The sequence below is a fragment of the Caballeronia sp. LZ029 genome (assembly GCF_031451275.1).
In the GTDB taxonomy this organism is placed as follows: domain Bacteria; phylum Pseudomonadota; class Gammaproteobacteria; order Burkholderiales; family Burkholderiaceae; genus Caballeronia; species Caballeronia jiangsuensis.
The window spans coordinates 840634-865571 of sequence record NZ_JARUXO010000003.1 but is presented as its reverse complement, the minus strand read 5'-3'; the positions used below and the strand labels follow the sequence as shown (position 1 = coordinate 865571).

Annotated in this window: 25 protein-coding genes; 12 read left to right on the top strand and 13 right to left on the bottom strand. The window is 64.0% G+C overall.

All coding sequences use genetic code 11. From position 1 onward, the window contains the following. Positions 1–33 precede the first annotated feature (33 nt). The 4 genes from oiaK to QCE73_RS23315 are packed head-to-tail and all read right to left on the bottom strand — an operon-like array spanning position 34 to position 4860. Positions 34–1398: a 3-oxo-isoapionate kinase OiaK gene (oiaK, locus tag QCE73_RS23330; RefSeq protein WP_309883768.1), complete on the bottom strand. Its 1365-nt coding sequence runs from the start codon at positions 1396–1398 to the stop codon at positions 34–36. Then, positions 1395–2639 (bottom strand): ribulose-bisphosphate carboxylase large subunit family protein, encoded by a 1245-nt coding sequence (locus QCE73_RS23325; RefSeq protein ID WP_309883767.1) that lies wholly within the window; start codon positions 2637–2639, stop codon positions 1395–1397. Before QCE73_RS23325 ends, oiaK begins: the two co-directional genes overlap by 4 nt. Before the next feature lie 15 nt (positions 2640–2654). Beyond that, positions 2655–3485 carry a phosphogluconate dehydrogenase C-terminal domain-containing protein gene (locus QCE73_RS23320; protein WP_035505846.1) on the bottom strand — a complete coding sequence of 277 codons (831 nt, stop codon included), beginning with the start codon at positions 3483–3485 and terminating at the stop codon, positions 2655–2657. A 28-nt stretch (positions 3486–3513) separates the two neighbouring features. Continuing rightward, on the bottom strand, positions 3514–4860 hold the full coding sequence (locus QCE73_RS23315) for an MFS transporter (protein WP_309883766.1): 1347 nt from the start codon (positions 4858–4860) through the stop codon (positions 3514–3516). A 275-nt stretch (positions 4861–5135) separates the two neighbouring features. Between QCE73_RS23315 and QCE73_RS23310 the strand changes: the two genes are divergently transcribed. Further along, positions 5136–5900: a hypothetical protein gene (locus tag QCE73_RS23310; protein WP_309883765.1), complete on the top strand. Its 765-nt coding sequence runs from the start codon at positions 5136–5138 to the stop codon at positions 5898–5900. Between the two features lie 12 nt (positions 5901–5912). Here the strand turns inward: QCE73_RS23310 and QCE73_RS23305 are convergent, their stop codons facing one another. Both QCE73_RS23305 and QCE73_RS23300 read right to left on the bottom strand, forming a co-directional pair. Then, complete coding sequence (locus QCE73_RS23305) at positions 5913–7190, bottom strand: MFS transporter (RefSeq protein WP_309884188.1); 1278 nt, start codon at positions 7188–7190, stop codon at positions 5913–5915. A 25-nt stretch (positions 7191–7215) separates the two neighbouring features. Beyond that, positions 7216–8634, bottom strand: a complete 1419-nt coding sequence (locus QCE73_RS23300) for a M20 family metallopeptidase (RefSeq protein ID WP_309883764.1) — start codon at positions 8632–8634, stop codon at positions 7216–7218. Positions 8635–8751: 117 nt separating this feature from the next. Between QCE73_RS23300 and QCE73_RS23295 the strand changes: the two genes are divergently transcribed. Then, entirely contained in the window at positions 8752–9687 is a 936-nt protein-coding gene (locus QCE73_RS23295) for a LysR family transcriptional regulator (RefSeq protein WP_309883763.1), read from the top strand. A gap of 4 nt (positions 9688–9691) precedes the next feature. Here QCE73_RS23295 and QCE73_RS23290 read toward each other — a convergent pair whose 3' ends face one another. From QCE73_RS23290 to QCE73_RS23275, 4 genes are read right to left on the bottom strand one after another with little or no spacing between them, the layout of a single operon-like run. After that, the gene (locus tag QCE73_RS23290; protein ID WP_309883762.1) at positions 9692–10072 is read right to left on the bottom strand and encodes a VOC family protein; all 381 of its coding nucleotides are present in this window, start codon (positions 10070–10072) and stop codon (positions 9692–9694) included. Between the two features lie 58 nt (positions 10073–10130). Beyond that, positions 10131–11399, bottom strand: a complete 1269-nt coding sequence (locus tag QCE73_RS23285; protein WP_238211195.1) for a patatin-like phospholipase family protein — start codon at positions 11397–11399, stop codon at positions 10131–10133. Between the two features lie 9 nt (positions 11400–11408). Beyond that, the gene (locus QCE73_RS23280; protein WP_035505830.1) at positions 11409–12191 is read right to left on the bottom strand and encodes a 3-hydroxybutyrate dehydrogenase; all 783 of its coding nucleotides are present in this window, start codon (positions 12189–12191) and stop codon (positions 11409–11411) included. 30 nt (positions 12192–12221) lie between these two features. Then, positions 12222–13001, bottom strand: coding sequence for an acetoacetate decarboxylase (locus QCE73_RS23275; RefSeq protein WP_309883761.1), 780 nt, complete (start codon positions 12999–13001; stop codon positions 12222–12224). A gap of 365 nt (positions 13002–13366) precedes the next feature. On the opposite strand from QCE73_RS23275, the gene QCE73_RS23270 reads away from it, so the two are divergent. Continuing rightward, positions 13367–13543, top strand: coding sequence for a hypothetical protein (locus QCE73_RS23270; protein ID WP_238211193.1), 177 nt, complete (start codon positions 13367–13369; stop codon positions 13541–13543). Positions 13544–13644: 101 nt separating this feature from the next. Here the strand turns inward: QCE73_RS23270 and QCE73_RS23265 are convergent, their stop codons facing one another. The 3 genes from QCE73_RS23265 to QCE73_RS23255 form a co-directional block, all read right to left on the bottom strand. Then, positions 13645–14202, bottom strand: a complete 558-nt coding sequence (locus QCE73_RS23265; protein ID WP_309883760.1) for a M48 family metalloprotease — start codon at positions 14200–14202, stop codon at positions 13645–13647. Positions 14203–14204: 2 nt separating this feature from the next. Beyond that, positions 14205–15065 (bottom strand): oxidoreductase, encoded by an 861-nt coding sequence (locus tag QCE73_RS23260; protein ID WP_309883759.1) that lies wholly within the window; start codon positions 15063–15065, stop codon positions 14205–14207. Positions 15066–15155: 90 nt separating this feature from the next. Further along, on the bottom strand, positions 15156–15407 hold the full coding sequence (locus QCE73_RS23255; protein ID WP_309883758.1) for a hypothetical protein: 252 nt from the start codon (positions 15405–15407) through the stop codon (positions 15156–15158). Positions 15408–15579: 172 nt separating this feature from the next. Between QCE73_RS23255 and QCE73_RS23250 the strand changes: the two genes are divergently transcribed. The 9 genes from QCE73_RS23250 to QCE73_RS23210 all read left to right on the top strand — a co-directional run bounded on the left by QCE73_RS23250 (position 15580) and on the right by QCE73_RS23210 (position 24938). Then, on the top strand, positions 15580–16839 hold the full coding sequence (locus QCE73_RS23250) for an MFS transporter (RefSeq protein ID WP_309883757.1): 1260 nt from the start codon (positions 15580–15582) through the stop codon (positions 16837–16839). A 199-nt stretch (positions 16840–17038) separates the two neighbouring features. Continuing rightward, positions 17039–17764 carry an ABC transporter permease gene (locus QCE73_RS23245; RefSeq protein WP_309883756.1) on the top strand — a complete coding sequence of 242 codons (726 nt, stop codon included), beginning with the start codon at positions 17039–17041 and terminating at the stop codon, positions 17762–17764. 3 nt (positions 17765–17767) lie between these two features. Further along, positions 17768–18886 carry an ABC transporter ATP-binding protein gene (locus tag QCE73_RS23240; RefSeq protein ID WP_309883755.1) on the top strand — a complete coding sequence of 373 codons (1119 nt, stop codon included), beginning with the start codon at positions 17768–17770 and terminating at the stop codon, positions 18884–18886. Continuing rightward, entirely contained in the window at positions 18883–19587 is a 705-nt protein-coding gene (locus QCE73_RS23235; protein WP_035505818.1) for an ABC transporter permease, read from the top strand. The genes QCE73_RS23240 and QCE73_RS23235 overlap by 4 nt, the downstream gene beginning before the upstream one ends. A gap of 35 nt (positions 19588–19622) precedes the next feature. Then, on the top strand, positions 19623–20507 hold the full coding sequence (locus QCE73_RS23230) for a glycine betaine ABC transporter substrate-binding protein (RefSeq protein ID WP_035505815.1): 885 nt from the start codon (positions 19623–19625) through the stop codon (positions 20505–20507). 33 nt (positions 20508–20540) lie between these two features. Beyond that, positions 20541–21359: a nitrilase-related carbon-nitrogen hydrolase gene (locus QCE73_RS23225; RefSeq protein ID WP_309883754.1), complete on the top strand. Its 819-nt coding sequence runs from the start codon at positions 20541–20543 to the stop codon at positions 21357–21359. Continuing rightward, on the top strand, positions 21343–22551 hold the full coding sequence (locus tag QCE73_RS23220; protein WP_309883753.1) for an acyl-CoA dehydrogenase family protein: 1209 nt from the start codon (positions 21343–21345) through the stop codon (positions 22549–22551). Before QCE73_RS23225 ends, QCE73_RS23220 begins: the two co-directional genes overlap by 17 nt. A gap of 15 nt (positions 22552–22566) precedes the next feature. Next, a complete protein-coding gene (locus QCE73_RS23215) occupies positions 22567–24141 on the top strand; it encodes a long-chain-fatty-acid--CoA ligase (RefSeq protein ID WP_309883751.1) in 1575 nt (524 codons plus the stop codon). Continuing rightward, entirely contained in the window at positions 24138–24938 is an 801-nt protein-coding gene (locus QCE73_RS23210) for a crotonase/enoyl-CoA hydratase family protein (protein ID WP_309883750.1), read from the top strand. The genes QCE73_RS23215 and QCE73_RS23210 overlap by 4 nt, the downstream gene beginning before the upstream one ends.

Here is a 24938-nt window from a genome sequence, read left to right as displayed (position 1 = left end):
ATCCCGCCGACGACCTTATCACGAAGCCTCCGCTCACGAAGCGCCGTCCCGCACGTTTCCGAAGAACGACGCGCCGCCGATCTGGCCGCCTTTCAGCACGATTTCGAGGCCGTCGCGTGCGGCATCGCCGGACCACGCGCGGCACAGCGGCGCGCCCGGCGCCATGCCCGCCGCGACGCTCAATGCCGTGATGCCGAGCTTGCCCGCCACTTCGCCCGAACTGTCGCCGCCCGCGACGACGACGCGGCGCAACGGCGCGCGATCGAGCAGCCGGCGCATCACATCGGCGAGCGTTTCGCCCACGCGGCGCGCCGCTTCCGCGCGGCTCAGTCCGGCTTGCGACGCGATGTCGTCGAACGCGAGCACGGCGGGATCGTCGGGGCCTTCGGCGCTGAAGACGAGCGGGCTTCGGCCATCGCTCACGGCGCGGATGGCGACGCCGACCACGCGTTCGATTTCGGCTTCGCGCGATTGCGCATCCAGTGCGCGGCGCAAGTCCAGGCGCTCGACGCGAAAGCCGTTGTCGCGCGCCCAGCGGATCTGCCCCGCCGTCACCGGCGAACAGCTTCCGCTGACGGCCGCGATCACATCGACGGGCGATGCAACCGGCAGGCCCGGCGTCTGCGGCACGAGCCCGTTCGCGCGCCAGTGCGCCGCGAGCGCATATTGCAATCCCGACGACGACGCCGTGAACACGCCTTCGCCGCGCCCTTCCCAGACGAGCTTTCCGGCGGCGGCGAGCGTCTCTTCATCGAGCACGTCGATCATGACGACGGGCGCATCGTCGTTCGTCAACGCGTTCAGGCGTTCGCGAACATCCGGCGCACGCAACTGCACGAAATCGATCAGGCCGATGTGCCGCTCGGTCTGCCCGCGCAGATGCACGCGCAAATCCGCTTCGCTCATCGGCGTGACGGGATGACGCGACATCGTCGGATGACGATCGAGCCGATGGCCCTCGCCGTCCACCGAAGCGAACAGATTGCCGAACGCCTGATAGCGCTTCAGACGCGGCGCGCCGACGATCATCGGCGACCATTTCCCGCGCATGTGTCCGACGCCGATATCGATCGCACGGCCGATCGAACCCGTGTGCGGCGATGAATCGAAGGTCGAGCAGACCTTGTATTGCAGGATCGGCGCGCCCAGTGCGGCGAGGCTCGCGAAGGCGTGCGGCAACTCGTCGTCCATCCACTGCGGACTGCGCCCGCGCGACGATCCCGCGAGCCCGACGCAACGCACGTCGGGAAAGCGTGCGAGCAGTTCGGGCGTGGGCGTTTGCAGGCACAGGAGCGTCGGCACGCCGGCGGCGGTCATCGCTTCCATCGCGTCGGTGGAACCGGTGAAGTCGTCGCCGTAGTACGCGAGCAGCAGGCCATCGGGCCATTGCGTGCTCATTTCCAGAACTCCAGTGCGCGCTTCAACGCGGGATTGCGTTCGGCATGACGCGCGAGCGGCACGCCTTCCATCGCCGCGACCCACGCCTCGCGCAACGCCTCGACGCCCGCCGCCACGCCGCCCGGATGCCCGAAGATGCCGCCGCCCGCCGTGTGAATCAGATCCGCGCAGCCGATCGCGGCATACGTGTCCGCCGCCTGCAAGCCGGTCTGTCCCGAGCTGAAGACGGGCATCGCGGTCAACGGCGCTTCGTCCATCACCGGTGAGAGCACGGCGCGCGCCGCCGCGATCACGCTTTCGTCGGATTCGCTGAACTTGTTGCGCAGGCCGTTCACGTGCAGATGATCCGCGCCCGCGAGACGCCACAGCATCTGCCACGGCGCATAGTCCCAGCCGAGCGCTTCGGCGCGCGTCAGATAGCCCCAGCCCGCGCGATGCGCGTGAATCGGCAACTGACTGTGCTTGCGCAGTTCGGTCATGCCGACGAGACCGATCGAATTGAGCACCGCCATCACGCACGTGCCGCCCTGTTCGAGCACGAGATCGTGGCGGCGCTTCATCTGATCGAGATCGCCCGTCACGTTGAACGCGACCATCACCTTCTTGCCGGTGCGCTCGGCGTGATCGTTCACGACGCGCATCACCGCGCGCACGCGTTCATCGAACGGGCAATGCGAGCCGTCGCCTTGCAGTTCGTCATCCTTGATGAAGTCGATGCCGCCCGCGACCAGCTCCTTCACCTGCCCGGCGGTCTCCTCCGGCGAGAGCCCGACGCTCGGCTTGATGATCGTGCCGATGAGCGGCCCGTGCGTCACGCCCGACAGCCTGCGCGTGCCCTCGATGCCGAACGCCGGCCCCGGATACGCCGCCGCGAACGACTTGGGCAGGCGCAGGCCGGTCAGACGCAAGCCCGACACCTGGCGCAATTCGAAAAGATTGCCCGCGATCGTCGACATCAGATTCGGCAGCGACGGCCCGAAATTTTCGATCGGCCACGAAAGTTCGAGCACGCATTGCGTGTAGCACTTCGAAGCCGCGCCGCCCGGCAGGCTCGGCGTCTCGCTGTAGTCCAGCACGTCGAGTCGTTCGACGCGCGCGCCCGAACGCGCCTTGAGTTCGGGCGTCTCGTTGGGCAGCGCGATGAAGGTGCCGCTCGACTGCTCGCCCGCGATGGTCTCGGCGGCAATGCGCGGATCGACGCCGGTTTCGAGCCAGTAAGTTGCGTGGATGCGTTCGCTCACGGTCAGTTCCTCGCTTCAGGTGATGCGCCGAATGCTCTCCGCGATTTCCTCGCGGTCGAACACCTTCTTCCAGTCGTCGCGCATCAGGCGCGGCTTGCCGAACTCGATCGCCTTGTTGCAGGCATCGGAGAACGCGCCGGGAATTTCGTTGAAGATCACCGCGCCGAGTATGTTCATGTGGCCGAGCAGGAAATCGCGCGCCGCCTGTGCGGGCACGCCGCGCGCGATGGTCTCGTCCATCGCCTCGCGCATCACGTAGAGCAGCGTCGCGCAGATGGTTTCCGAGAGACCCGGCTCCAGGATCGCCATCTGATCGACGCTCAGGCGATACGAACGCAGGATCGGCGCGTAGATCACCTTCGCGACGGCTTCGCCGAGATCGAACGCTTCCTCCGGACCCTGCATCAACGCGCTGACGATCGACTGCTTCGCGTGCGCGCCGCCGAAGTGATCGTGCAGCGATTTCTCGTCGAGGTCGTAGTTGAAGATGATCGGATGGCACGGATGCGCGACGAAGTACGTCAGGTCCTTGCGATCCGGAAGATGGCCGGCGAAAGGCGCGGCGGCATCGAGCGTCATCACCATCGTTCCCGGCGACAGCTTCGGCGCGATCTCGTGCGAGAGCTTGCCGATCAGCGTATCGGGCACGGCGAGAATCACGACTTGCGCGCCGTCGAGCGCGGCATCGGCGGAAACGCATTCGATGCCGAGTTCATCCTTCAGCCGCTTCTGTCCGGCCGCGCCCGGCTCGACATGCGCGACACGATAGTCCGACTTCAGCAGATTGCTTGAGAGGCGCACGCCCATCTTTCCGCCTGCTCCGAACAACGCGATCTTTTCTTTCATTTCGATGACTCCAGTGTGAGGTGAGTGTTCAATGTGCGTTCGCCGCGACGGCGTCGGGCGCGCGTTCCTCTCGCGTGCGGCCGATGGCGAACGCGAGCGCGGCCGACATCAGCATCATTGCGCCGACGATCAGCATCGGCAGTTGGTACGAGCCCGTCGCGTCCTTCGCCATGCCGGTGATGTACGGCGCGACGAAGCCCGCGAGATTGCCGACCGTGTTGATGAGTGCGATGCCCGCAGCAGCAGCCGCACCCGACAGGAAGCGCGCCGGCAGCGCCCAGAAGTTCGGCAGCGCGGAGAAGATCGCGCAGGCCGTCACGGTGATCACGGCGATGGTCGCGGCAGGCGAGCCCATCTGCATCGCGAGCGGCACGCTCAGTGCGCCGATCAGCGCCGGCACGCCGATATGCCACGAGCGCACGCCGCGCTTCGTCGCGTCGCGGCTCCAGAGGAACAGCGCGATGGCGGCGGGCAGATACGGAATCGCGGTGATCAAACCCTTCTGGAACACGTTGAAGTGCGTGCCGAAGCGCGCCTCGAAACCGCCGATGATCGTCGGCAGGAAGAACGCCAGTGCGTAGAGACCGTAGATCAGGCCGAAGTACATCAGCGCGAAGAGCCAGACGCGGCCGCTCATCAGCGCGGCGACGGGGCTGCCGTGGCCCTTGCTCGCCGATGCGCCTTTCGCGCGGTCTTCCTCGTCGAGGCTCGTCGTGAGCCAGTCGCGCTCGGCGGTCGTGAGCCATCTGGCGTCGGCGGGTTTGTCGGCGAGATAGAACCACGCGATCACGCCGACGAGAATCGCCGGAATCGCGACGCCGAAGAACATGATGCGCCAGCCGGCAAGACCGAAGAGGCCGTGCGCTTCGATCAGCAGCGCGGCGAGCGGCGCGCCGATGACGATCGTGAGCGGCTGCGCGAGATAGAAGAGCGCGAGGATATGGCTGCGATGCTTCGCCGGCACCCACATGCTGAGGAACAGAATCGCGCCGGGAAAGAAACCCGCTTCGGCGACGCCCAGCAGGAAGCGCAGCGTATAGAGCCCGTTCACGCTGCTGACCCAGGTGAAGAGCAGCGCGACGATGCCCCACGTCACCATGATTCGCGCGAGCCAGCGGCGCGCGCCGAACTTGTGCAGCGCGAGATTGCTGGGAATCTCCAGCACGATATAGCCGATGAAGAACACGCCCGCCGCGAAACCGAACTGCGCGGCGGTGAGACCGAGATCCTTGGTCAAGCCGTTCGGGCCGGCGAACGAGATCGCGGTCCGGTCGAGAAAGTTGATGAAGAACATCAGCGCGACGAACGGCACGAGCCGCCACGACACTTTTCTGATCGCCGATCGCTCGACGGACTGCGTTTCTGCAACGTTCATGTCTCCTCCAGACGTAGCGCACGGGTGTGGTCAACTGGTGTGATGAGTAGACCATCGCGGGAGGGACGCGAGACATAGGTGGAAACGCCGAAATGGGTCGATTTTTTCTCACAGCCCTGTGCGCTAAAGTCATCCGGAATGCGGTTTTCATCGCATATTGGAAAGACAAAATCTCACATCGCTATCGCGCGGAGGTTGCAATTGAATTAATCGATCCGCGAACGGCCGCAATTGAAATATCGATAGCGATGGAGACTCTTTCCAGGAGAGATCGCATGGCGGCATTCGTCGATCACCCGGACATTCTGTTCGTGGTTCTGATACTGGTTTTCGTGGCGGCGGTCGTCTTCGGCGCGCTCATCCTGCGACGCCTCGCGCCGCTCCCCACCGACGAACGCGAAGACTTCGGCGTCGTGCAGACGTCGACGCTGACGCTGCTCGCGTTGCTCATCGGCTTCAGCCTTTCGATGGCCGTCAACCGGTACGACCAGCGCAAGAATCTGGAGGAAGGCGAAGCCAATGCGATCGGCACCGAATACGCCCGCGCGGATCTGACCGATGCCCGCATGAGCGCGCCGATGAAAGCCGCGCTGGCCCGCTACGTGCGCCTGCGGCTGGCCGAATACCGGACGCGCGACCCGGCGGAACTCGCGCGCGTCAATCACGACACGGCGGAACTTCAGTCGGCGCTATGGAAGATGGCGACGCAGGTCGGCAAGGACATGCCGACGCCGATCGGCGCGCTCGTCGTGGCCGGCATGAACGACGTGCTCAACTCGCAGGACTACTCGGAGGCCGCACGCAACAATCGCATTCCGCTCGGCGCGTGGGTTCTGATGATCGTGATCGCACTGTGCGGCTGCGCGGTGCAGGGCTACGGCGCGAAAGGCAGGCTGCGGTGGGGCCTGCTCGTGCTGGTGCTGCCGGTGACGGTCGCGCTGTCGCTCGCGCTGATCGCCGATATCGACAGTCCGCGAGGCGGGATCATTCATGTCGATCCGACCAACCTCGCGAGACTGCTTCGCTCACTGGAGCAGTGATGGATGCGCGGCTCAGGCCGCCGCGCCGGCCGTCCTCATCGGCCCTTTTCCGCGGCTCACCGCCGCCAGCGCCGCGAGACTGATCACCGCCGTGAACATCATGTAGAAGCTCGGCGCGGCCTTGCTGCCCGTCGCGCTCAGCAGCCAGATGATGATCGCGGGCGTGAATCCGCCGAACACCGTCACGCCGATGTTGTAGCCGATCGACATGCCCGTCGCGCGCGTCGATACCGGAAAGATCTCCGACATCAGCGCCGGCAGCGCGCCGAAATAGATCGCCTTGAGCAACGCCAGCCACGCGACAAGCGCGAACAACGCCGGCACCGACACGTGCGACACGACATACGCGAACGCCGGATAGCCCGTCACGAAGAGCAGCAGCGCCGCCGTCGACATCTGCTTCACGCGGCCGATCCTGTCCGACAGATGCCCCGCGAACGGCGTGACGACGGTCAGCATCAGACCCGCGACGGTGCTCGCCGCGAAACCCGTCGATGCATCGAGGTGCAACTCGCGGATCGCGAACGTCGGCACGTACTGCAACAAGTAGTTCACCGCCGTCGATACCGTCAGCGCGCCGATCGACACGAGCAGCAACGACTTCTGCTGCGTGAAGACATCGCGGACCGGCGTGGCCGTGTGCTCGGCCTCGGTGTAATCGGTCGCGTCTTCCAGATAGCGTCGCAGGTACAAGCCCGCCGGCCCGATCAGCAAACCGAAGAAGAACGGAATGCGCCAGCCCCACGCGGCGAGTTCGGCGGCGGGCATCAGCTTGGCGAGCGCGAAGCCGAAGATCGATGCGAGCAGGGTCGCAAGCCCTTGCGTCGCGAACTGCCAGCTCGCGAGCAGGCCGCGCCGCTCGGGTGCGTGCTCGATCAGCATCGCCGTCGACGCGCCGAACTCGCCGCCCGCCGAGAAGCCCTGAATCAGGCGCGCGATGAACACGCCCGCAGGCGCGATCAGACCGATCGACGCGTAAGGCGGAATCACCGCGATGATCGCCGTGCCGATCATCATCAAACCGACCGACATCATCAGCGCCGCCTTGCGTCCGCGCTTGTCCGCATACGCGCCGAGCACCATGCCGCCGATGGGCCGAACCAGATAGGACGCGCCGAACGAGCCGAACGTGAGCAGCATCGACGCCGTCTCGTTCGCGGCCGGGAAGAAGTTCTTCGCGATATACACCGCGAAGAACGCATAGATCGCGATATCGAACCATTCGAGCGCATTGCCGACCGAAGTCGCGAGCACGATCTGTGTCAGGCTCAGAGGCTTTTTGTTCATGATGTCCGCGTGGATGTGAAGTGGCTTGTCAACGGGCGTTGCGCGCGGCGACGATCGCCGCGCCCATCTCGCCGAGATCCCACCAGAGGCCCGCCATCAGCCCGAGCGATTCGCGCATCACGGGCGCAAGCACGTGTTCGTTCGGCGCGTGCTGATTGCACGCGGGATACGAGTGCGGCACCCACAGCGTCGGCAGGCCGAGCGTGGTCGCGAAGACGTCGTTGGGCACGGTGCCGCCGAGGTTCGGCAGCAGCGCGGGCTTCTTGCCGGTCGTCGCGCGCATCGAATCGAGCGCCCAGTGCACCCAGGGATCGTCGAGATCGAGACGCGTCGCGGGCGTGCCGCGCGTCGCGCTGACTTTGACTTCCGTGAAGCCATGCGCCGCGAAGTGGCGTTCGAGATGCGTTTGCAGGTTCTGCCAGTCCGTGCCGACGACGAAGCGCAACTGGCACACCGCTTTCGCGAACGGCGGAATCGCGTTGACGGGAGCATCGGCGTTGCCGGATTTCATCGCGAGCACTTCGAGCGCGTTCCAGCCGATCACGCGTTCGGTCGGCGTGAGGCCCGGCTCGCCCCAGGTCGGATCGATATCGGGCGAGCTTTCGTCGCGGCCCAGTTCGATATCGGCGAGCGCTTCGCGCACCGCATCGGAAATCGGCGGCGGACGCAATCCTTCGACGGCGATACGTCCGTTGCGATCGACGAGACTCGCGATTGCGTGCGACAGCACGACGGCCGGATTGCGCAGCACGCCACCCCAGTTGCCCGAGTGATGGCCGCCTTCGCGCAGATCGACGGTCAGCTCGAACGGCACGCCGCCGCGCGATCCGAGAAAGAGCGTCGGACGTTCCGCCGACACGCGCGGCCCGTCGGAAGCGATGAACACATCCGCCGCGAGCGCGTCCTTGTGCGCGGCGCAGACTTCATCGAGGCCCGGTGAGCCGATCTCCTCGCCGGTCTCGAAGATCACCTTCACGTTGTAGCCGAGCTTGCCCTCGCGCGCCTCGAGGACGGCAGCGAGCGCCGCGAAGTTGACCGAATGCTGGCCTTTGTTGTCGGCGGTGCCGCGGCCGTACCAGCGGTCTTCATCGACGACGATCTCCCACGGCTTCAGGCCCGCGCGCCACTGCTCGTCGTAACCGCGCACGACATCGCCGTGGCCGTAGGTCAGCACGGTCGGCAGACGATCGGATTCGTGACGCTCGGCGATCAGAAACGGCGGCCCGCCCGCGACGGGGTTCTCGACGACCTGCGCCGCGAAACCGAGGCGCGCGAGCGCGTCGCTGATTTCATCGGTCAAATAGGCGTTCAGCGCGGGATTGCGCCCGTTCTGACTCTCGGTGCGAAACGCGACGCGGCGCTGCAAATCCGCGAAAAACGCGCCCGAATCAAACGTCTTGCAAGCGATGGCGATCGCGTTTTCGCGCATGTTCTGGGGTTCTTTCACGACGTCTCCGGAAAAATGTTCATTGCGATTCCGGCCAGTCTAGGAACATCAAAAATTCGCGACAATTTCAATATTTGCGACTAGCATTGCCAAAAAGGCAACGCTCGGGGACACGCCGTGCTGCATGGCATCGCACTCAAATACTTCGTGGAAGTCGCGCGCGCGGGCTCGCTCGCGGCGGCGTCGGAACAGCTTCACGTCGCGGTGTCGGCGATCAGCCGGCAGATCGCGAAGCTGGAGGAACAGGCGGGCACGCCGCTATTCGAGCGCATGGCGCGCGGCATGATCCTGACCGAAGCGGGCGAATTGCTCGTGCAGCACGCGCGCCGCGCGTTGATGGATGGCGACGCGGTGCTCGCCGAGATATCGGAGATGCATGCGCTCGGGCTCGGGATCGTGCGCATCGGCTGCACGGAGGGTTTCACGCGCTGCTTTTTGCCGAGCGTGATGGCGACGCATTATCGCGAGCATCCGCGCACGCGCTTCGTGATGCGTTCAGGTACGCCCGGGCAGGTCGAGCATTGGGTGACGAGCGGCGAAGTCGATGTGGGGCTCGCGTTCTCGACATCGACATCGACGGCGTTGAGCATCGAATACAGCGTGAAGGCGCCGGTCTGCGCGCTGCTGCCGCCGACGCATCCATTGGCGGGCAAAGCGAGCATCACGCTCGACGACGTCCTTCAGTACCCCACTGCGGTGCTCGACCGCGGCACCACCGTGCGCCAGTTGATCGACTGGTGCTGCTCGGCGCGCGGCGTGCATCTGGAGCCGGTCCTGACGAGCAACAATTCGAGCGCGATGCATCATTTCGCCGCGCTCACGGGCGCGATCACGCTCGGCAGCGCAGTCGCGCTCGAAGGCGATCCCGGCCCGCCGACGCTCGTCGCCACGCCCATCGACGAGCCCTTGCTCAACGAGCGCCTGTTGCAGGTCACGGTGATGCGCGAGCGCCGTCTGCCGCCCGCGGTCGATCAGTTCCTGAAAACGCTGACGAACGCGTTGCGCGACAGTCTGGGCGCATCCGCGGCGCGCGCGAAGAGGAAAAAGCGTTGAGCGGTCATTGCGTGGCGACCCACCACGTCGTGCCGGCGGCGTCGCGGAAGCCGCCTCTGAAGTCGTCGTCGGCGCGTTTGCGCGTGGGCGTCTGCACGCTTTGCGCGCCGTTCTGCATCGCGCGATCGTAGACGGCCTGAGCGTCACGCACATAGACGTGGATATGCGGCCCCGGCGCTTGCTGATCCGTCGCGCCGCCGCCGATCATCACGATGCTGTCGTCGATGCGCACTTCGGCGTGCATCAGCGAGCCATCGGGACGGTCGAAGCGGCGGACCAGTTCGGCTTCGAAGACGCTTTGCAGGAAGGTGATGATCGCGTCCGCATTTTCGCAGATGAGGTACGGGCTGATGGAGGGGTAGGTTGCGGGTTTCCAGTTGGTCATGGGATGCCTCGATTCATCGTAACGAGGCTGATCAGGTTAATGGAAACCCGCGCCGGCTTCAAACGCCTTCCACCTCATCCACATCGACCAGCTTCTTCGCCACCGCCTTCGGCATCTCCGCCGTCGCCTGCGGCGCGGGCTCATACCGATGCACGTCATGCGTGACGAAGCCCAGATCATGACTCGGCACCTCGAACCACTCAGGATGCGCGAACGAGCGGCGAATATCTTCCAGCCCGCTCGCCCAGTGCTCGTCCATCGTGTCGTTGCTGAACTCGTAGTCCTTGTAATGCCCTTCGAAGAACTTGTTCTTGTAGATCAGATGCACGACGTTCACCGCGCCGCCATCCGCGACTTTCTGCGCCTCGCGCAACAGCGGATGCGAGCGCCGCGTCTTTTCGGGAATATGCTCCAGCAGTTCCTTGATGAGCCGCGCATGCTTCTGGTTATGCGAAACGAAATCGGTGATGGCGCGCGTCCGGCTCGAATACTGAATGTCCTTCGTGCGTTCGCTCACGTCGAGAAAATCGCCCGGCAACGTGCCGCGCGCGCTCCACAAATCCACCTGAAATACGAGCGTGTCCTTGTGCTGACTTTCGCGGATGATCTCCGTCAGCGGCGTATTCGATACGAGACCGCCGTCCCAGTAGAACTCGCCGTCGATCTCGACAGCGGGAAATCCCGGCGGCAGCGCGCCCGACGCCATGAAATGCTCGGGCGCGAGACGCATCTTCGTATTGTCGAAGTAGACGAGGTTGCCCGTGCGCACATTGACCGCTCCGACCGACACACGCATGGCGCCATCGTTGATACGGTCGAAATCGGCGAATTGCAGCAGCGTCGCGCGTAACGCGGACGTGTCGTAGTAGCTCACCTCGTTCGGGCGCTTGCTCTTCGTGCCCGGACCGAGTTCAGGCACATGCACGCGCGGCGAAAAGAAGCCCCTCTGCCCTTCGGTCAGCGCGCGCGCCGCCGCCCACATGCTCGAAAACTTGCGGCCGATGTTGGCGAAGCCGAACGCCGCGGGCACGAACGCGCCGACATGCCCGATCAGATCGGCGGGCTGGCAGATCGTGTTCCAGAATCCGCGCAGTGCGGCCACGCGGTGCTCGGGCGCATTGCCCGCGATGATCGCGGTATTCAGCGCGCCAATGGAAATGCCCGACGTCCATGTCGGATCGACGCCGACTTCCGCGAGCCCTTCGAACACGCCGGCCTGATAGGAGCCCAGCGCGCCGCCGCCTTGCAGCACGAGGCAAACGTCATCGTAGTCCGGCAGCGCGACGTGGTTCGCCTGCATGAGTGTGTTGCGTTGACTGCGGCGCATGGATTCTCCTTATTGCATGAACCAGCCGTGGCTCACGACGACCGACTGCCCCGTCAGCGCATTCGATTCGAATCCCGCGAGGAATGCGACCGTGTTCGCGACATCGGCGACAGTCGTGAATTCGCCATCGACCGTTTCCTTCAGCATCACGTTCTTCACGACTTCTTCTTCCGAAATGCCGAGCGCCTTCGCCTGCTCGGGAATCTGCTTCTCGACGAGCGGCGTGCGCACGAAACCCGGGCACACCACATTGGCGCGCACGCCGCGCGGTCCGCCTTCCTTCGCGACCACGCGCGCGAGTCCCAGCAAGCCGTGCTTCGCCGTGACATACGCCGACTTCAGTTTCGATGCCTCATGCGAGTGCACCGATCCCATATAGATGATCGAGCCGCCCTTGCCCGACGCGTACATGTGCTTGATCGCGGCCTTCGTCGTGAGGAACGCGCCGTCGAGATGGATCGCGAGCATCTTCTTCCAGTCGGCGTACGCATACTCTTCGATCGGCGCGACGATCTGAATGCCCGCGTTCGACACCAGCACGTCGATGCCGCCGAGCTTCGCCACCGTCTCTTCGATGCCGGCGTTCACCGCGTCTTCGCTCGTCACGTCCATCGATACGGCGATCGCCTTGCCGCCCGCCGCGACGATGCTGTCCGCGACCTTCTGCGCATTCGCGAGATTCAAATCGGCGATCACGACCGCCGCGCCATCGGCCGCGAGCTTGCGCGCCGTCTCTTCGCCGATGCCGCTCGCTGCGCCCGTGACGAGCGCGACTTTTCCTTGCAGTGCCATGTGTCTTTCCCTTGTCGAAGTGATGCGAAGTTATTGATTGACGGCGAGCCTGAGTTCGTCCGGCGGCGCGAGATAGTCGTACGCGACTTCGCCGATATCGAGCGTGAGATTCGCGATGACGTGCCGCGCGCCGACCACCTTGCGCACCGGCAGATCCGCGACGGGCGCAAGCGCATGCGCATGCAGTTCCAGCGCGGCGGGGCCTTCCCACGCGCCGAGCACGCTCACGTCGCGCAGAAAGAAACGCACGAGTTCGCACACGCGCGCGGTGCCATCGACATGCGGCAGCACCTTCAAAAGATAGTTCGGCGTATCGGCGAGCTTCTTGCGCTCCGCTTCGAGATCGAGCGGACGATACTTGTAGCCCATTGTGCCCGTCGCGATACGCTGCGAGCCGTAGTCGAGCGTGCCGAGCAGCGTGTCCTTGCCATCGACGGAAAGGCGCGGCGACGCCAGCTTCTTCGGAAAGCCCCAGATCTCGCGGCCGCCCGCGATCGGGCCTTCGTCGTCGAGATACATCGCGTGCGTATAGCTGCCCTTCCTGCCATCCGGATCGATGACCGAGATCACCTGGCCGCTTTCGGTGTAGTCACCGAAGCCGGACGAATCCGGCATGCGAATGAATTCGTAATGCACGAGGCCGTTGTCGACTTCGAGCGGCTCGGGGACCACGGCGCGCAACGCGTCGAGATCGGTCTCGTAAGAGATGATGAAGTACTCGCGATTGAGAAAGCGGAACGGCGGACGCGGGTAAGCGGGATTGTGCACAGGCATGGCGAAGGCATTCCTGCGGATGTCGTCTTCTTTCACTGGATCGTCCCTGAGTTGAGAGCAGGCACGATAGTAGATGCAGTCGATGACATTTGTCGCGGACCACAGGCAGCAGATGCACATCTGTCGAAGCAGTGCAAATCGACAAAAATGCCGTTGCGTCAACGTCTTATGCGCCCGCATCGATGAATTGCACTTTTTTGTGCAATATACTGTTGCCTCAGCAGCGCCCGACGCGGAGGAACCGCGCCGCCGCGGCCTGAATCACAAACGCATGAGCATGATCGAGCCGGTTTTCCCCTAGTTGCACCGGAATATCGAGTCTTATATTTCTTACGGTGCGAAGCGGCGGCCCACGCGTTGCTTTGCCCTTTTTAAGGCCATCTCCTCCAAGCGAGTCTCCGATGAAAAAGTCTTTGAAGAAATCCCTCGTGCTTCTGGTGCTGGCGGCTTTCGCGGCTCCGACGCTGTCGTTCGCGGCGGCGGACTACCCGAACAACAAGCCGCGCCCCGCGTATCACAAGAAAGGCCAGAAGCATCACAAGAAGTCGACCACGCCGCCCGCATCGCAAACGCAATAACGCGGCAATAACGCGGCAATAACGCGGCACTGATCATAAAAATGCACGGGCATCCGGTTACGGACGCCCGTGCATTTCTTTTGGCGCCGCCCGGCGCGAGATCAGGCCGCTTCGAGACGCGCCCGCATGGCGTCGAGGCGCGCGGCGTCGATATGGCCGCGCGTCGCCATGACTTCGAGCGCCGCCAGCGCGGATGCCGCGCCACAAAGCGCCGCGGCTTTCGCGTCCGCATCGAGTTCGAACGCGGCCGAGCGTTTGGCGCTACGCATTCGCCAGATTTTCCCGCACGCGAAAAACGCCACCACGAATCCGAATCCGGGGACGCTCACGCGCCAGAAGTCTTCATCCGATGAAGTCGCGAAAACGATGCAGGGTATCGCCAGCAGCGCCATCACCGACAGCACCGTCCATGCGAAATCGAGCAGCATCGTTCTGCGTTGCGTCGCGTGCCCGACTTCATGCGCGACGACGATTCGAAGCAACGGTTCCGGCAGCGCCAGCGTGGCGCGATCGACTTCGATGCGATTGAACAAGGCCTCGTAGCAAGGCCCGGCGCAGCCCGTCACGAAACGCACGTGCGGCGGCGTGACGTGAAGCGCGGCGGCATCGGCGGCGACGAGCGAAAGGATATGTTGTTCTTCCACGCGAAGCCGCTTCATGATCATTGTCCCGGATGATCGGTCCACTCGCTGCGCGCCTGCCACGCGTCGATCTCGGCGGTCAGCTTCGCCAGTTTGGCGCGCACGAGTTCCAGCCCGGGACCGCCGAGCACGAGATGCCCCGGCGGCTCGGGCGACGTGACCGCTTCGATGATGACCTGCGCGGCGCGCGCCGGATCGCCCGGCTGCCTGCCGCTGCGCTCCGCGATGGCCGCGCGCCGGGTGCCCGAGGTCTGCGCGTAATCGTCGATCGGCTTGCGCGTCTGCCTGAGCGACCGGCCCGCCCAGTCCGTGCGGAACGGGCCCGGCTCGACCGCCGTGACCTTGATGCCGAGTCCTTCGGTTTCGCGCGCGAGCGCTTCGCCGAGGCCCTCCAGCGCGAACTTCGTCGCCGCGTAATAGCCGCTGCCAGGATTGCCGACGAGACCGCCCACCGACGTGATGTTGACGATATGTCCCGAGCGGCGTTCGCGCATACGCGGCAGCACGGTCCGGATCATCGCGGCTGCGCCGAAGAAGTTCGCTTCGAACATCGCGCGCACTTCGTCGTCTTCGCCCTCTTCGACGGCCGAGAGATAGCCGAACCCCGCGTTGTTCACGAGCACGTCGATATGACCGAACGCGGCGTGGGCATCGTCGATGGCGGACCGGATCTCGTCGGCGTGCGTGACGTCCAGACGCACCGCGATTGCGCGGCCTTCGGCACGTTCGACGATATCGGTGACGCTCGCGGGATCGCGTGCGGCGACGACAGCGCGCCAGCCCTTGTCGATCACGGCGCAGGCGAGCTCGCGGCCGAAGCCGGTCGAGCAGCCGGTGATGAACCAGACGGGCGTGCCGTTGTGGCCGTTGGATGCGGACATGTGGTTCTCCATGGAAAACGCGCGCATCCGATCATTTTGACCGGAATGCGCACGCGTGTGTCGGAGGGTTCGAAAGGCGGATACGTGGAGTTATCGTAACGCGGGCATACGGATCGCGCGATGATTCCGCGGCTCGAACATAACCGACTGCTCGATGCGCGCCGCGATCTTCTTCCAGCCCGCAAGCTCGTCTTCGAGCACCGCGAGCGTCAGAAGAATGCGTTCGCGATCGTGTTTCGTGCGGGCCTCTTGCGCGCCCTCGCGCAAGGGCACGAGCGCTGCCTCACGCTCCGCGATCTGCTTCGCGATTCTGTCCCTCAGGCATTTCAGTGATTGGTCCATTTCCGTATGACAGGATGATGTCACCGATCGTTGAGCAAACCGCGCGCCTGACCGCGAGCGCCGCACAATGCCGCGTGCGTGCAAGCCGATGTCGCTGCCGTGCTACACGCCTGCGCCGCTCCGTCCTTATAGTGAGCCGTCGATCCGGCGCGCATTCATTCGAGGCGAAAGCGTGAGCACTGAAGAACTGGGCAGCATGAGTCCGGCGGGTGAATGCGATAAGCGCATCGACGCCGGGCTTCCTTTTGGCCGCATCGTTTCGTCCATCGCCAGCCTATTGCTCGGCTTTGCGCTGCTCGTCATGGGCAACGGACTGCTGGGCACGCTCGTCGCGTTGCGCATGGTGCACGCGAATTTCCCCTCGGCGACGATCGGCTTCGTGCAGGCCGCCTATTACACCGGCTTCATGCTCGGCGCGTGGCGCGGCTCGGCGATCATCGCGCGCGTCGGGCATCATCGCGCGTTCGCGGTTTTCGCGGCGCTCGCTGCGGCGAGCGCGCTCGGCTATGCGGTCACGTCCCAGCCGCCCGTCTGGATGGCGCTGCGTTTCATGACGGGCTTCTCGCTTGTCGGCATCTTCGCCGTGATGGAAAGCTGGCTCAACGGCGTCGCGCCCAATGCCTTTCGCGGACGCGTGTTCTCCGTCTATTCCATCACCACCTATCTGTGCGTCGGCGCGGGGCAGTTTCTCATCGGCGTGGCGAATTCGAACGGCTTCGAGCTGTTCAGTCTCGTGGCCGCGCTGTTCGCGTTGTCGCTCGTGCCGGCGAGTCTCGCGCGCGTGTCCGTCGCCGATATCGATGAACGTCCCGAGCCGGCCGGTCCGCTCGAAGCGCCGCCGAAAACCAAGCTCAAGGCACTGCCGACGCTCTGGCGCGATGCCCCTCTCGCGTTATGGGGATGCTTCGCATCGGGCCTGCTCAACAGCACGTTCTATGCGCTCTATCCGGTCTATATGCGGGGCGCCGGATATGCCGTCGAAGAAATATCGAGCTTCATGGGCGTCGCGCTGATTGCGGCGCTGCTGCCGCAGTGGCCGCTTGCGTATCTGTCGGACAGGTTCGACCGCAAGCGCGTGATCTGCGCGATCGCTTCGGCGCTGACGTTCGCGAGCGCGACGCTTTTCGTGTTTCATGGCGCAGCGTTCGTTCAGCCCGTTGCGTATCTCTACGTGAGTCTCATCTTCACGATCTATGGCGTGTCGGTCGCCCATGCGAACGACTGGATCGCGCCGCGTCAGCGCGTGGCCGTCAGCGCCGGACTGCTGTTGACCTTCGCGCTGGGCGGAAGCATCGGCCCGATTGCGGCTTCGTTCGTGATGAGTCGCGCCGGCCCCGCGGGCATCTATCTGTTTGCATTGTTCGTCACCGCTTCGCTTGCAGCGCTCGCATGGCGCGGTATCGGCGTTCGCCGCAACGCAGCATCGCAATGACCAGACCGTACAGCCGACGTAGTTTCGTATGCAATTGATTTAAAACGATAAAATTAGGTCACGCGTACGCCATGGCGTTTTCGTGACAAACAATGTCGGGTCGATGGTAGCCCTATGTCCCCACTCCGCTCTATCGTTTAGGCCATAGCAGGACCCAAACATAGACACGGCTCTTCAACGAAGGAGCTCAGGAGACATAGTGGAAACCCTTGCCTTCATCTGGGACAACCTGGCGAGCATCGCCAGGATGACCGGCGAGCACATCGAGATCGTCGGCGTCGGCGTCGGGCTCGCGATCCTGACCGGCGTGCCGCTCGGCATCGCGATCACGATCAACGAACGCCTCGCGAAGATCGTGCTGTATGTCGCGGCGATCATCATGACGATTCCCTCGGTCGCGCTGTTCGGCCTGATGATTCCCGTCCTCTCCGTGATCGGCCAGGGCATCGGCTTTCTGCCGACGGTCATCGCGCTCTTCCTCTATTCGCAGTTGCCGATCGTGCGCAACACCTATACCGCGATCACCAACATCGATCCGGCCTTGCGCGAAGCAGCATGCGGCATGGGCATGACCACCGGCGAGCGTCTGCGCAAGGTCGAGATTCCCATCGCGCTGCCGATCATCATGGCCGGCGTGCGCATGGCGGTCGTGATCAACGTGGGCATCGCGGCGATCGCGGCGTATATCGGCGCGGGCGGTCTCGGCAAGCTCATCAGTCGCGGCATTTCGCAGTCGGACCCGCGCCAGTTGATCGCAGGCGCGATCCTCGTGAGCGTGCTCGCCATCGCCGCCGATATCGGTCTCTCGTGGGTGCAGCGCTGGCTCACGCCGAAGGGACTTCGCGCTCCTTCGCGCGCAGCCAGCCTCGCGCTGCGCCTCACCGCCATGACGGGCTTTCGCAAACAAACCGGACACGCGCAATAAATCATGATCAAGCTCTCCAACCTTACCAAGCGATATGACGGCGCGGCGAGCCCGGTCGTCGACGGCATCAACATGGAAGTGGGCGCGGGCGAAATCTGCGTGCTGCTCGGGCCGTCGGGATGCGGCAAGACCACGACGCTCAAGATGATCAACCGTCTCGTGCGTCCCACGTCGGGCAAGATCTATCTCGAAGGGCGCGATACCGACGAGTTCGAAGTCGTCGAATTGCGCCGCCGCATCGGTTATGTGATTCAGCAGATCGGCCTCTTTCCGAACATGACGGTCGAGGAAAACATCAGCGTCGTGCCGACGCTGCTCGGCTGGGACAAGGCGAAGACGCGCCGCCGCGCGGCGGAACTGCTCGAGATCGTCGCGCTCGATCCCGCAACCTATCTCACGCGCTATCCGAAGGATCTGTCCGGCGGCCAGGCGCAACGTGTCGGCGTGGCGCGCGCGCTCGCCACCGATCCGCCCGTCATGCTGATGGACGAGCCGTTCGGCGCCATCGACCCGATCAATCGCGAGCTGATTCAGGACGAATTCCTGCGCATTCAGAAGCAGGTGAAGAAGACGATCATGTTCGTGAGCCACGACATCGATGAAGCCGTGAAGATGGCCGACAAGATCGCGATCTTCCGCAACGGTCATCTCGAACAGTTCGATTCGCCGGACAACATTCTCGCGCGGCCCGCCACGCCGTTCATCGCGGGTTTCGTCGGCACGGATCGCGCGTTGAAGCGTCTGCGTCTGTTGCGCGCCCGCGATGCGCTTTCCGCATGCGATTGCATCGTGCGCGTCGGCGAAGACAGTGCGCGCGCCAGGGCGATGATGGAGAAGCACGGCATCGACCGCATCGTGCTCGTCGATGCCGCCGACAAGCCGCACGGCTGTCTCACCATCGACCGCTTGCTGAATGTCGAAGGGCCGGTCACCGCGGCGCACGCGCTTCCCGTTCAGGCCACCGCGAGCCAGAAGGACGATCTGCGCACCGTCGTATCGACGATGTTCGCGAACGGCGCTTCGTGGCTGCCCACCGTGGATGACGACGGCCGCTTCGTCGGTTATGTGAGCCAGCAGCGCATCGTCGACATGTTGAAGCTGCCCGCCGGAGAACACGCATGAAACGCGTATTGTCAGCCGCGCTCCTTGCTGCGCTGAGCACGCAGGCGCACGCCGATAGCTGGTGGGCGAGCATCGATCAGTATCGCAGCGACATCGTGTATCAGGGGCTGCACATGATGATGATGGTCGCCGTGGCGGGCGTGCTCGCGATCATCGTCGCGATTCCGGCCGGCGTCTATCTGAGCCGTCCGTCGCAGAAACGCGGCGCGGCCATCGTGATGCAGTCGCTCAACGCGGGACAGGCCGTGCCGAAGCTCGCCCTGCTCGCCCTCGCAATGAGCGTGATGGGCATCGGCGCGGTGCCCGCGATCTTCGGCCTGTGGGTCGCTACGCTGCTGCCCATTGCGCTGAACACATACGAAGGCCTGCGCGCGGTGCCGCCCGCGCTGATCGAAGCCGCGACCGGCATGGGCATGACGCCCTGGCAGATTCTCTGGCGCGTCGAGCTTCCCAACGCGCTCTATGTGATCTTCGCGGGCATTCGCACGGCATTGGCGATCACGGTCGGCACGGCGCCGCTCGCGTTTCTGATCGGCGGCGGCGGGCTCGGCGAACTGATCTTCACCGGCATCGATCTGAACGACTTCGGCATGCTGCTCGCGGGCGCCGTCCCGACCGCGCTGCTCGCGATTTTCACCGACGCGTTCATCGGCCAGATGCAGCGCATGCTGGTATCGCGCGGCGTGAATCCCCAAACCTGACTCATCAACCCGCATTCGCAACAGTGAGAGAGACCATGAAAAAGTTATTCTCCGTATCGTTCGGCATCCTTATTTCGATGTTTGCAAGCTTCACCGCGAGCGCCGCATCGGTGGTGGTCGGCGGCAAGAACTTCACCGAGCAGCAGTTGATGGCCGAGATGACCTCACGCTATCTCGAAGCGAAGGGCTTCACCGTGACGAAGAAGGACGGCATGGGCAGCGCCGTGCTGCGTCAGGCGCAGGAAAACGGTCAGGTCGATGTGTACTGGGAATACACGGGCACGTCGCTCATCACCTACAACAAGGTCAATGACCGCCTCTCGCCCGACGATACCTACAAGAAGGTCAAGGAACTCGATGCGGCGAAGGGCCTCGTGTGGCTGAACCCGTCGAAAGCGAACAACACGTACGCATTCGCGATGAACCAGGACGAAGCGAAGAAGCTCGGCATCGTCACGATGAGCGATCTCGCGAAGGCGATCAAGGGCGGCAAGGAACTCACGTTCGCGTGCAACTCGGAGTTCTACGCGCGCCCTGACGGTCTGCGTCCGTTGCAGAAGCAATACGGTTTCGAGTTCAGCCAGGGCGATGTCAAGCGCATGGATACGGGCCTCACGTATCAGGCGCTCAAGGATCATCAAGTGGATGTCGCGCTCGTCTTCGCCACCGATGGCCGCGTTCCCGCCTTCAACTTTGTCTTGCTGAAGGACGACAAGGGCTACTTCCCGTCGTATGCGCTGACGCCCGTAGTCCGCAAGGCGACGCTCGATGCGAACCCCACGCTCGGGCCGCTGCTCAACGCGCTGTCGGCGAAACTGGATGCGCCCACGATGGCCCGCCTCAACGCGAGCGTCGACGTGCAGAAGAAGTCCTTCTCCGATGTCGCGAATCAGTTCCTCAAAGAGTCCGGGCTGATCTGAACGCCAGCCGCGCAAATGCAAAGGATCGACCTCATGACCACGATCAAAGTGGCCGCTGCGCAAACCGATACGGCATACGGCGACGTGCACGCGAACCTCGTCCGTCATCTCGATCATATCGGCGATGCGAAGAAGCGCGGCGTGCGTCTGCTCGTCTTCCCCGAGCTTTCGCTGCACGGCCATAGCGGCGGCAAGGATGCGCTGCGTCTCGCGATGACGCGCGACGATCCCGCGATCCGCCAACTCGCCGAAGCGAGCGCGGGCATGCATGTGGTCTTCGGCTTCATCGAGGAGGCGCCGGGCGGGCAGTTCTACAACAGCCAGGCGACGGTCGCGAACGGCAAACTGATTCACGTGCATCGCAAGACGATGCTGGCGACCTACGGCAAGCTGCGCGACGGCCTTTACTTCGCCGCCGGCCCGAAGCCGGAGAGCTATTCGATCGATGACACCTGGCGCGTCGCGACGCCCATCTGCAACGATCTGTGGAATCCGGCGGTGGTGCACGGACTCATGTGCGACGGCGTCACGCTGCTCGCGGCACCGATCAGTTCCGCGCGCGAGGCCGTGGGCGAAGGCTTCGACAATCCATCGGGATGGGACCTCAATCTGCGCTTCTACGCACTCACGTACGGCGTGCCGATCGTCATGGCGAATCGCGTCGGCACGGAGGGCATGATGACCTTCTGGGGCGGCTCGCGCATCCTCGATCCTTTCGGCAAAACCATCGCGCAGGCAGAAGGCGAAGCGGAATGCCTCGTCGTCGGCGAGATCGATTACGAAGCGATCCGCCGCGCCCGCTTTCTTCTGCCGACCGTGCGCGACGCACGCGTCTATGCGCAGCGAATCTGAACGAACCTACACCACGATCATGCGCGATTTTCTTTTAGACGATGCGGACCGGGCCTTTCGCGCCGAAGTCCGCGACTTCCTGCAACGCGAGCTTGCGCCGCGCGCAGCAGATATCGAAGACCGTCAGAGCTGGGATGCGGTCAGACACGTAGTACGCGCACTCGGCGCGGCGGGCTATCTGAAGCTGATGTTCCCCGACCTGTACAAAGGCAAGCTCGAACACCCCGGCCTCACGCACGCGACGATCCTTTCCGAAGAAGCGTCGTACATCAACTACGCGTTCGAGACGACCATCGCGACTGCGTTGTCATGCGCGTATCCGCTGCATCGTCATGCGAGCGAGCGTCTGCGCGATACCTATCTCACGCCAATACTCGAAGGCACGGCCATCGGCGCAATCTGTGTGACCGAACCGAATGTCGGCAGCGATTCGGCGGGCATGGAGACGCGCATCGAGTTCGATGAAGCGCGCGACGAGTGGGTCATCAATGGCTTCAAGCGGTATATCTCGAATGCATCCGTCGCGGACGTCTATATCGTCTATGGACTGACCGGCGATGGCATGACCGCGGTCGCGGTGCCGAAGAACGCGAAGGGCATCAGCTTCCCTCGCAACTATACGTTCATGGGGCGGCGCGGCTGCATCGTCGGCGAGGTGAAGTTCGAGAATTGCCGTGTGCCTGCCGATCATCTGCTCGGCGAAAAAGGCGGCGGCTTTCGCATCATGCGCGGCATGTTCAACTTCGAGCGCGCGATTCTCGGCGGCTCGGGTCTCGGCGTCGCACGCAGCGCATTCGATATCGCGACGGCGCACGCGCAGACGCGCAAATCCTTCGGTCAGGCGCTCGGCTGCAAGCAACTCATCTGGGACAAGATCGCGCAGATGAGCTGGCGCATCGACGCATCGGAACTCATCACCTATCGCGCGACCAAGATGTACGACACGGGCGCCGACGGCAAGGCGCTGATGAAGGAAGCCGCGATGGCCAAGCTCGTCGCGACCGAAACCGCGAACTATTGCGCCGACGAAACCGTGCAGATTCTCGGCGGCGACGGCCTCACGAAGGAATACGGCCGCGCCGAGCAGCTCTATCGCGATGCGCGGGCGCTCACCATCGTCGGCGGCACGTCAGAAGTCGCCAAGTATCTGATCGCGGGTCGCGATCTTCCCGACATCCGGATCACTCTCTAGAGAGCAACACGCATCATGCTCACGATCACGTCGCTTTTCGAAAACACGGTCGCCAAATATCCGGACCGTCCCGCGCTGACCTGCGGCGCCGTTTCACTCACGTATGCGCAATGGAACGCGCGCGTGCGCCGTCTCGCGCAGGCGCTCTTCGATCTGGGCGTGCGCCAGATGGACCGCGTCGCGATTCTGCAAAAGACTTCCGACGCGACGCCGACCGCGTACATGGCGTGTCAGTTGCTCGGCGCCATCGCGGTGCCGATGAACTTCCGTCTCTCCGCCAACGAAGCCGCGTTCATTCTGCGCGACGCGGGCGCGCGGGCTTTGATCTATGACGACTCGATGTTGCCGGTCGTCGCGAAGATCGAGCAGTCGCTGCCGGATCTGCGCACCTATGTGTGCGTGAACAACGGCACCGACATGCCCGCGCATCATCACGCGTTCGAAGCGTTGATCGCGCGCGTGGAGCAATTCGATGCGCCGCTGCCGCGCCTCGAGCCCAACGATATCTCCGCGCTCGTCTACACGTCCGGCACCACGGGGCGTCCGAAGGGCGCGATCCACACGCACGGCAACGACGTGTCCATCGCGACGAACTGCGTGATGGAGTACAGCCTCACGAGCACGGATGCGGCCTTGCATATCGCACCGCTCTATCACGTCGGCGGCATGCAGGCGTATTTCGTGCCGCATCTGATGGTTGGCGCGCATAACGTGATCCTGCCGCGCTACGAGCCGCTCGCGACGCTGCAAGCCATCGCGCACTACGGCATCACGACGCTATTCGCCGTGCCGACGCAGATACAGGACATGCTGTTCCATCCGGACTTCGCATCGATCGATACGCACAGCCTGCGCATGATCACGACCGGCGGCGCGGCGATACCCGCGAAAACGATGCGGCGCGTGATCGACGAGTTCTGCCCGAGCATTTTCAACGGCTATGGCATGACCGAAGCAAGCCTCACGCTGCTGCTGCATCCGCGCGATGCGCTCACTTACCTCGGCTCGTGCGGCAAGCCCACGCTCATCAGCACCTGTCGCGTGATCCGCAATGATCCGGAGCGCGTCGTGACGCCGAGCGAAACCGTCGCGGCGGGCGAAGTCGGCCAGTTGATCGTCAAGGGACCGCAGCTCGCGTCGGGCTACTGGAACAACCCGGTCGAAACCGACAAGAAGTTCAAGTCGGGCTGGCTCTATACGGGCGATCTCTTCAGCATCGACGAAGCCGGTTACTTTCACTTTCAGGGCCGCGCCGACGACATGATCGTGTCGGGTGGCGAGAACATTTATCCGCGCGAGATCGAGGAAGTGCTGTATCACTGTCCCGGCGTGCAGGAAGCCGCGGTGATCGGCGTGCCCGACGAAAAATGGGGGCAAGCGGTGACCGCCTTTATCGTGCGCAGCGTATCGACGCTGACCGAAGACGATGTCGTCGCGTTCTGCAAAACCGGCGACGATCTCGCGCCCTACAAGCGTCCGAAGAAGGTCTTCTTCGTCGATAAGCTGCCGCTGAATCCGAGCGGGAAGGTGCTGCGTCACGAACTCGCCGGACCCGTTTATCAAAGCATGCTTTCAGGAGCCTCGCAATGAGCGAACCCGTACTGTACGAACAGGACGGCCACGTCGTCACGATGACGCTGAACCGCCCAGACACGCGCAACGCCATTACCGAACAAGAAGTCGTCGATGCGATCATCGCGTGTCTGGAGCGCGCACAAGGCGACATGTCCGTGCGCGTTATCGTGCTGACGGGTTCGGGTCCGGCATTCTCGTCGGGCGGCAACATCAAGCATATGCGCGATGAAGTCGGCACGTTTTCGGGTACGTCGGCGCATATTCGCGAGAACTATCGGCGCGGCATTCAGCGCATTCCGCGCGCCTTTCATGAACTCGACGTGCCGTGCATCGCCGCCGTCAACGGTCCCGCGCACGGCGCCGGCTGCGATCTCGCGCTGATGTGCGATATCCGCATCGCGGGCGAAAGCGCGTTGTTCGCCGAGAGCTTCGCGAAGGTCGGCATCATTCCCGGCGATGGCGGCACGTGGCTGCTGCCGCGTGCAGTCGGACTGTCGCGCGCCAACGAAATGATCTTCACCGGCAAGGCGATCGACGCGAAATGCGCCGAGGCATGGGGACTCGTGTCGCGCGTCGTGCCCGATGCGGAATTGATGGAAACGGCGCTCACGCTCGCACGCGAGATCGCGAGCAATGCGCCCGATATCCTGCGCATGTCGAAGCGCCTCGTGCGCGAAGGTCAACGCATGGACCTGCCGAGCCTGCTGGAAATGTCGGCGGCGTTTCAGGGCATCGCGCATCGCACGGCGGATCATCGCGAGGCGATCGCCGCCACGTTCGAGCGCCGCGCGCCCTCCTATACCGGAGACTGA